Below are 7,925 nucleotides of genomic sequence, written 5' to 3' on the forward strand. Positions count from 1 at the left end.
GTAATCAGTAATCAGTAATCAGTAAGCAGTAAGCAGTAAGCAGTAACCAATAACTAATATGTCTAATTCAGAATTTAAACCAATTTCTGTACGTCCAATGGATGAGTATAACCAAAGACTGGTTTCATACGTACATCCATTCGATTGGGTAAACCCTGAACCCGCAGATTATTATGACTTAGTGGTAATTGGTGCAGGTACTGCTGGATTAGTTGTAGCTGCTGGTGCTGCGGGTTTAGATGTGGGATTGAAAGTGGCTTTGGTAGAAAAGCATCTGATGGGTGGAGATTGCTTAAATTATGGTTGTGTCCCTTCAAAGTGCATTATCCGTTCTGCGCGTGTAATTGGAGAAATGTATCAAGCACGGGACTTTGGTGTAATTTTACCCCACTCTGTTGAAGTTGATTTTCCTTCAGTGATGGAACGGATGCGAAAGATACGCGCTGGTATTAGCCATCATGATTCTGTGGAAAGGTTTCAAAAGTTGGGTATTGATGTTTTTCTTGGTAGTGCTGGTTTCACAAGTAAAAACACTGTAGAAGTAGCTGGTAAATCTCTACGATTTAAAAAAGCTGTAATTGCCACTGGTGCTAGAGCCTCAAAACTGGCAATTTCAGGAATAGAAGAAGCGGGATATTTGACAAATGAAACAGTTTTTTCCCTTACACAAAGACCACAAAGATTAGCAGTAATTGGTGGTGGTCCAATTGGTGCGGAATTAGCACAAGCTTTTGGACGTTTAGGATGTGAGGTAATTTTATTTCATCGCGGTTCCCATATTTTGAATAAGGAAGATACCGATGCGGCAGAAATACTTCAAAATATTTTTATTCGTGAAAATATTCGCTTGGTTTTAAATAGCGAAATCGAAAACGTGGAAACTGTAAGTGGTGGCAAGCGAATTTACTTTAATAGTAAAGGTCTGCGGGATTCAGTAACCGTTGATGAAATTTTGGCAGGTGCAGGCAGAACACCTAATATAGAAGGATTAAATTTAGAAGCTGTGGGGGTTGAATATGACTCCCGTAGAGGTGTATTTGTCAATGACTTTTTACAAACATCCAACCCCCAGATATATGCCGCAGGAGATATTTGCATGGATTGGAAATTCACCCATGCGGCAGATGCAGCTGCGCGGATTGTGATTAAAAATACTCTTTTTTCTCCGTTTGGCTTTGGTAAACAAAAATTAAGTAGTTTAATTATGCCTTGGGTGACTTATACTGACCCAGAAATTGCCCATGTCGGCATGTACGAAAGCCAAGCCCAAGCACAAGGTATAGATGTAAATACGATTCTGATTCCATTTAATACTGTAGATCGAGCGATCGCAGATGGAGAGGAAAAGGGTTTTGTTAAAATACTTCACCGCCAAGGTCGGGACGAGATACTTGGTGCTACAATAGTCGCGAGGCACGCTGGCGAGATGATTTCGGAAATCACCACAGCAATCGTTAATAAAATTGGTTTAAGCAAACTCAGCAACGTTATCCATCCCTACCCGACCCAAGCCGAAGCAATCAAAAAAGCCGCAGACGCATACCGTCGCACTCTGCTGACACCAAAAACAAAGCAGTTCTTAGGTTTGCTGACGAAACTGTCTTGAGAACAAGAAGATAATTTTCCCAATCCTAAAACCGCCCGATTTGTATAGACTTCCATCGAATTAGTCAAGTTATGTAAATTTTCCACCGAATAGGGACTTTAATAAATTAAGATTCTCTTAAGATTTGCGAAACCAGGATTATGATAGAAAACAAAACAAAAGCTACATTCCCAAAGAGTTCCGATGCAAGTGTGACGCGAGTTTGTTCTCTAAATTCCTCATTAATGCGGCATCTTTGGTCAATCGTCGAAGAAACTCAGACAAATATCCTTCTCGGTTTTAGCGATACAGAACTAGTGCATCAACTGCTAAGACAGTTAGAGTTTAGAGGATTACTCGATACTGAAGAAAGTAATATCGTTAGTGCTTACCTTTACTCACGTTTGCTTTTAATTCGCGATTTGGCAAAAGCCCGCTTGGCATAGCATTGACACAAAAGAAGTCTTACAATCGGGAGTATTATTTCACTCTTAAAAGATTTATTTGTTACAAGTCAATGGCTCAGTTTCAAATGTTACTCAGTAGTTTCAACGCATCTCTACTGAGATTATTGCTGTTTTCGGATAAAGTCCCATTATTTTTCCTTTTCCCTGAATATTCTTGGAATGGATGGGTATTTCGCAATATCTTTGATTATTTTTTGAGAAAGCTACAACACTAATTTTTATTTTTAAAATTCTGCGAATTGTAAGACTTACCCACTGTACAAAAGACTATGGCGACTTTATTGTATTGTACCAGAATCTTTAACACTCTTCCGTCGTAGAACGACGGGGCTTGTATCTCATTATTTCCGGACACCAAAACTTGTCAGTAAAAACTAAAAATTTAATAAACTATTAATATTTTTTTTTATGAGTGAAAATATTGGCAAAAGTAAATATAAGTACTAGTAAATTGTTTAAATTACTGAATACACGTAAAACGTTTTTACACAGTTAAATGACTAATTAGTTAAGATTATTCAAGGAGATAACTGATATCAGTAAAATGATACAAGTATCAGACAAAGATAAAAACTGAGTAATAAAAAATACATTTTTTTTTGTAAACAGCAGCAATGTAACTGATATTGCTAGCAGCCCTGGACATGGGAAAATCAGAAAAAGAATAATCTTAGAGAGGAAAACCTTATAGTATGCATCTGAGTGAAATCACCCACCCCAATCAGTTGCACGGTCTCTCGATTCGTCAACTACAACAGATTGCTCGTCAAATACGCGACAAACATCTGCAAACCGTAGCAGCAATAGGCGGACATTTGGGACCGGGATTAGGTGTTGTTGAATTAACGCTTGGGCTTTATCAGACACTCGACCTCGATCGCGATAAAGTTATCTGGGACGTTGGACACCAAGCTTATCCTCACAAACTACTTACCGGACGCTATAACGACTTTCATACGTTGCGACAAAGGGATGGTGTCGCAGGTTATCTGAAACGCAGCGAAAATAAATTTGACCACTTTGGTGCGGGACATGCTTCCACAAGTATTTCCGCAGGTTTGGGTATGGCACTGGCAAGAGATGCGAAGGGGGAGAAATTCAAAGTTGCATCGATTATTGGTGACGGTGCGTTGACAGGTGGAATGGCACTCGAAGCAATTAACCATGCTGGACATATGCCTAAAACCAACTTATTAGTGGTTCTCAACGACAACGAGATGTCAATATCTCCCAATGTGGGTGCAATTCCTCGCTATTTGAATAAAATGCGTCTTTCACCACCGATGCAGTTTATTACCGACAACTTTGAGGAACAAGTCAAGAATTTACCTTTTGTGGGTGAATCCCTGTCTCCCGAACTCGGACGGATTAAAGAAGGGATGAAGCGTTTGGCTGTGCCTAAAGTTGGAGCAGTGTTTGAAGAATTGGGCTTTACCTACATGGGACCAGTAGATGGGCACAATTTGGAAGAGTTAATTGCTACCTTCCAACAAGCCCATCAGATACCAGGACCAGTTTTGGTGCATGTTTCCACTACCAAAGGTAAGGGTTACGAAATTGCCGAAAAAGACCAAGTTGGATATCATGCCCAAACACCATTCAACTTGACTACAGGGAAAGCAATTCCCTCGAATAAACCCAAACCACCTGCATATGCGAAAGTATTTGCCCATACCTTAGTCAAACTTGCCGAACAAAATCCGAAAATTATCGGGATTACTGCGGCAATGGCAACGGGAACGGGATTAGATAAACTTCAGCAAAAATTACCGAATCAGTATATAGATGTTGGGATTGCCGAACAGCACGCTGTCACCTTAGCTGGGGGACTTGCTTGCGAAGGAATGCGTCCGGTATGCTGTATTTATTCCACCTTTCTGCAACGGGCATTTGACCAAATTATCCATGATGTCTGCATCCAAAAATTACCCGTTTTCTTCTGTTTAGATCGGGCTGGAATTGTGGGTTCAGATGGTCCTACCCACCAAGGGATGTACGACATAGCTTATTTGCGCTGCATACCCAATATGGTGCTGATGGCACCCAAAGACGAAGCCGAAATGCAACGGATGATTGTTACCGGAGTTGAGTATACCAAAGGCGCGATCGCAATGCGTTTTCCTCGTGGTAGCGGTCAAGGAGTACCCTTGATGGAAGAAGGTTGGGAAGCTTTGGAAATTGGCAAGGGTGAAATCATTCGCAATGGCGATGATGTTTTATTGGTCGCTTACGGTACAATGGTCTACTCCGCTATGCAAACAGCCGAAGTTCTCAGCGAACACGGTATTGAAGCAACCGTAATCAATGCTCGCTTTGCTAAACCATTAGACACCGAGCTAATTTTACCGTTAGCAAAGCAAATCGGTCGTGTCGTCACCCTCGAAGAAGGTTGTCTCATGGGTGGTTTTGGTTCTGCTGTTGCTGAAGCTTTACTTGATGCGGATATTGTCGTTCCAGTTAAGCGGATTGGTGTGCCAGATATTCTAGTGGAACATGCCGAACCAGAACAATCTAAGGCAGAATTAGGTTTAACAAGTTCGCAAATGGCAAATACCATTATGCAGGCTTATTTTGCCCAGCAATTGTCTGTAGTTAGTTAATGAGTTGGGCATGGGGCATGGGGCATAGAGCATGGTGTCATAAAATGTAAGTATTCCCATTGCCCAATTCCCAATTCCCATTGCCCAATTCTCAATTCTCAATTCTCAATTCTCAATTCCCAATTCTCAATTCCAATCTTTGCTATGAATCCTGCTAACAATCAAGTTTATCCCGTTATTTGGCATAATAATGCTGTATCGCTGATTGACCAAACCCGCATACCCAACGAGTATGCATTTGTAGAAATTCACCGCAGTGAAGATATGGCACGGGCAATTAAAACAATGATTGTCCGAGGAGCCCCAGCGATTGGTATTGCTGCTGCCTATGGAATGTATCTTGGTGCGAGGGAAATTGAAACCGATAACCGCGATCGCTTCTTACAACAATTAGAAAAAGTCGCTGAAATGTTAAGAGCAACCCGTCCTACTGCGGTTAATCTCTTCTGGGCAATATCACGTACCCTCAAGGTTGCTTATGAGACTTTAGGGACAGTGGAAGACCTGAGAAAAGTATTGCTACAAACTGCCCAAGATATCCAAATTGAAGATTTACAAACCTGTCGGGCAATTGGCGATAATGGTTTAAAAGCATTACCAGCCAACCCGGAAAAACTTACATTGCTGACACATTGTAATGCTGGAGCGCTTGCTACTGGTGGTTATGGTACAGCTTTGGGTGTAGTGCGATCGGCATGGCGTGAAGGTCGATTAAACAAGCTGTTTGCTGATGAAACCCGTCCGAGATTGCAAGGGGCAAAATTGACGACATGGGAATGTGCCCAAGAAGGGATTCCAGTAACATTAATTACCGATAGTATGGCGGCGCACTGCATGAAGCAGGGGTTAATTCACGCTGTAGTGGTTGGTGCCGATCGCATTGCCGCAAATGGCGATGCTGCAAATAAAATCGGGACGTATAGTTTAGCACTAGTATCTCAAGCTCATAATGTGCCGTTTTTCGTTGCTGCACCAATTTCGACGATTGATTTTGAATTAGCAGATGGTAGCGGAATACCCATTGAAGAGCGTGACCCTATGGAAATGTACCAAGTTGGCGATACGATGCTGACACCAGCTAGTGGGGTGGAATATTACAATCCATCATTTGATGTTACCCCTGCCGATCTAATTACGGCTATTATTACCGAAAATGGTGTTTATCCACCTGGTGAACTAGCTTTATCAAGGCAGAGAAGAACTCTAGCTTAGAGACTTCCAGGAAATAAAATTTTCAAATCATATACTTACCAACACTATCACGCGAAGGGTGGGGAGACCTTTCAGGTAAGCGCAAAGCGCAGGCTTCGCCAACGCCACTTTGACGAAGAGAAGTTGCGTGCGCGGGTTCCCCGCGTTGAGCAAACTTCGGGGACGGAAACCGACACCGCCAAGTGGACTCACCCCACCCCTACAACAATGTGGAGAATTTATTTCTTGGTGTTCCTATGCGATCGCATATCAATTATTGAGAATATCGACTTTTGTATCCCTGAATTTTGTAAAAAATCGGGGATATTTTTGCGAATAATACAAAGAGACGAAAAAGACGAACAGTAGATTGCGGAAAAATTACTCTTGCAGTTGAAGAGTTAAAACGTTACAACAATTACAGCATCCGTAAATTGCTTTATTATTTCTTTTGATGAATATTAAACCTAAAATAAATTTTTTTCAGTATCTAAGTCAAAAGGATAAAATCCAAACCCAGCATCGTCAGCGATATTTGGGTATTGCGTTAGCGAAGCTTACCAAAGTTATCGCAGGAGGATTGTTAGCAACAGGATATTTTGCTTTATTGCTACCTGCTACCAGTCAAACGACATTAGCAACTAATAAACCATCAGCAGATTTGGGGAAAGAACTTGTTGGACAAATTCGCGAATGCGTTCAAGGTAAATTAGCCAATCCTCCCGTTAATCAGCAAGCATTACAAGCAATTTCGATGCGATGTGTGTTTGAGGTGGCAGTGCTAGAAAAAAATGGTAAAGTACGAACTGATGCGAGCGATCGCGTTTCTGCTTTATTTACTGCCACTGGTTTTAAACCGTCTAAACCCTCTAGTAAAAGACGTGCAAGTAATTTGGGGTTCCCTTCTAGATATGACTAATGATTTCACGCACTCCATTTGTGGTAACAACGGGTTGTAATGTTGTAAGTATGAAAAACTTCGAGGAAATTAGCTTGCAGAGTGCGGAAAAAACCGTTGATAATTTGCGGATCATCTAGATGAAAGGGAAATTCCTGATTTATACCTTTGGAAAAATACCAGTTGAGAATTACTTTACCCTGTGGTTCTAAAGCTTGATCGAATTTGAGTAACTGCTGACTGGGATTTGGTAAATGTTCTAAAACATCGAAACACAAGATTGTGTCAAACGTCTCATTTTGTGGTATTTCTTGATAACAAACAATTTTTTGTTCTAGTCCCATCTGTTTGACTCGATAACGAAAAAAGTCACAACTAATGGGATTAACATCGCAGTATACTACCTGTTCGACTTGTGGACAAAGGGCAGCACCAATCGCATGGGTTCCAATTCCACCACCAAAATCTAAAACTCGACCTTGGGCATGATCGGCAATTAGTTTTAGCATATCACCGATGTAGTCGCGGCTAGTAAGATGCCATGCACCTAAGTCAAATAAATAAACCTCTCCAACCTTGTCACTATAAAACGCAGTTGCTTTTTCCCAATCAAAATCTTTATGACCTAATTCTGCCATCTGTTGTTGACCAACAGCTAATTTTGCTTCTAGGGTTTCGGAATCTAAATCCAGAAATTCCTGAAGATGCTGCTTTAAAAGAAATGAATCTTGCCAATAGCTGCTTAAAGATAATGAAGTTGGGAATGTCAGCATAGTAGATTGTTTTGATAGATTATTTTGTTCAATTAACTTTTTTGCAGTTGCTTCTTCACTTTCTTCCTCTCGACTATTTTTTACCATACTTCGATTCATTCTATTAACTAATCCAATATCTATTCTCTGTCTAAAATGAACGAGCATTGATGCTTCAAATGGTGCTTCATTACTATACTTATTCAACCCTATAAAGTACTGTAAATAAGGATTTTCTCTTATTTGCTCTACTGTCTCTCTATCACTTAGTCCCAATCTTTCCTTGATTATTAAAGCTCCTATAGCTGTCCGAAAGGACTTTGCCGGTTCTTGAAAACTTTGACGGAGGCACAGCCTAGGCTGTTGACTTTGTGCCTTTTTAGGCTATTTTGGTTCATACAGTTTCTGTGTCGTCCACTAAATCAGAAAATA

7 protein-coding genes and 1 pseudogene are annotated in these 7,925 nt (G+C 40.8%); 6 read left to right on the plus strand and 2 right to left on the minus strand.

Annotated elements, in window-relative coordinates; translation table 11 throughout:
* The first annotated feature begins 58 nt into the window (after positions 1-58).
* The 6 genes from CK510_RS22385 to CK510_RS22405 all read left to right on the plus strand — a co-directional run bounded on the left by CK510_RS22385 (position 59) and on the right by CK510_RS22405 (position 6,762).
* On the plus strand, positions 59-1,606 hold the full coding sequence (locus CK510_RS22385; RefSeq protein WP_095723796.1) for a mercuric reductase: 1,548 nt from the start codon (positions 59-61) through the stop codon (positions 1,604-1,606).
* Between the two features lie 140 nt (positions 1,607-1,746).
* The gene (locus tag CK510_RS22390) at positions 1,747-2,031 is read left to right on the plus strand and encodes a hypothetical protein (protein WP_342745994.1); all 285 of its coding nucleotides are present in this window, start codon (positions 1,747-1,749) and stop codon (positions 2,029-2,031) included.
* Positions 2,032-2,744: 713 nt separating this feature from the next.
* Positions 2,745-4,652, plus strand: a complete 1,908-nt coding sequence (gene dxs / locus CK510_RS22395; protein WP_095723797.1) for a 1-deoxy-D-xylulose-5-phosphate synthase — start codon at positions 2,745-2,747, stop codon at positions 4,650-4,652.
* Positions 4,653-4,796: 144 nt separating this feature from the next.
* Positions 4,797-5,864 (plus strand): S-methyl-5-thioribose-1-phosphate isomerase, encoded by a 1,068-nt coding sequence (gene mtnA, locus CK510_RS22400; RefSeq protein ID WP_095723798.1) that lies wholly within the window; start codon positions 4,797-4,799, stop codon positions 5,862-5,864.
* A gap of 145 nt (positions 5,865-6,009) precedes the next feature.
* Positions 6,010-6,183 (plus strand): hypothetical protein, encoded by a 174-nt coding sequence (locus CK510_RS31970; RefSeq protein ID WP_158224949.1) that lies wholly within the window; start codon positions 6,010-6,012, stop codon positions 6,181-6,183.
* Positions 6,184-6,297: 114 nt separating this feature from the next.
* Positions 6,298-6,762, plus strand: coding sequence for a hypothetical protein (locus CK510_RS22405; RefSeq protein WP_095723799.1), 465 nt, complete (start codon positions 6,298-6,300; stop codon positions 6,760-6,762).
* Between the two features lie 5 nt (positions 6,763-6,767).
* Here the strand turns inward: CK510_RS22405 and CK510_RS22410 are convergent, their stop codons facing one another.
* A complete protein-coding gene (locus CK510_RS22410; RefSeq protein ID WP_143289383.1) occupies positions 6,768-7,514 on the minus strand; it encodes a class I SAM-dependent methyltransferase in 747 nt (248 codons plus the stop codon).
* Positions 7,515-7,606: 92 nt separating this feature from the next.
* Positions 7,607-7,820: pseudogene (locus tag CK510_RS31150) on the minus strand (transposase); the annotation flags it as partial.
* Between the last annotated feature and the right edge of the window lie 105 nt (positions 7,821-7,925).

The sequence above is a fragment of the Brunnivagina elsteri CCALA 953 genome (assembly GCF_002289455.1).
GTDB lineage: Bacteria > Cyanobacteriota > Cyanobacteriia > Cyanobacteriales > Nostocaceae > Brunnivagina > Brunnivagina elsteri.